This window comes from Dactylosporangium siamense (assembly GCF_016862795.1).
Classification (GTDB): domain Bacteria; phylum Actinomycetota; class Actinomycetes; order Mycobacteriales; family Micromonosporaceae; genus Dactylosporangium; species Dactylosporangium siamense.
The window spans coordinates 1-530 of record NZ_BONQ01000293.1 but is presented as its reverse complement, the minus strand read 5'-3'; the positions used below and the strand labels follow the sequence as shown (position 1 = coordinate 530).

Below are 530 nucleotides of genomic sequence, written 5' to 3'. Positions count from 1 at the left end.
GAGGCGGCGTATGTGATTTATACGTCGGGTTCGACGGGTCGGCCGAAGGGTGTGGTGGTGCCGCATCGGGGTGTGGTGAATTTGGCGGCGCGGTTGGGGCCGGTGCTGGGTGTGGTGCCTGGGCGGCGGGTGTTGCAGTTCGCGTCGTTCGGGTTTGACGCGGCGGTGTTGGATGTGGCGGCGGTGTTGGGCAATGGTGGGGTGTTGGTGGTGGCGTCGGAGGTGCAGCGGGCGGATCCGGTGTTGTTGGCGGGGTTGGGGTTTGATGCGGCGAGTGTGGTGCCGTCGTTGTTGGCGCAGTTGGATCCGGCGGCGTTTGCTGGGGTGGATACGTGGGTGGTGGGTTCGGAGCGGGTGACGGGGCAGTTGGTGTCGGGTTGGCTGGGTCGGGCACGGGTGTTCAATGCGTATGGTCCGACTGAGGCGTCGGTGTTGGCGACGCTCGGGGAGGTGGACGGGTCGGTGTTGCCGCCGATCGGTGGGCCGTTGGGCAATGTGCGGGTGCGGGTGTTGGATGCGGGGTTGCGTGA

Annotated in this window: 1 protein-coding gene; it reads left to right on the top strand. The window is 67.0% G+C overall.

Annotated elements, in window-relative coordinates; all coding sequences use genetic code 11:
• The coding region (locus Dsi01nite_RS57005) for an AMP-binding protein (protein WP_203854895.1) at positions 1-530 on the top strand (530 nt) is incomplete at both ends.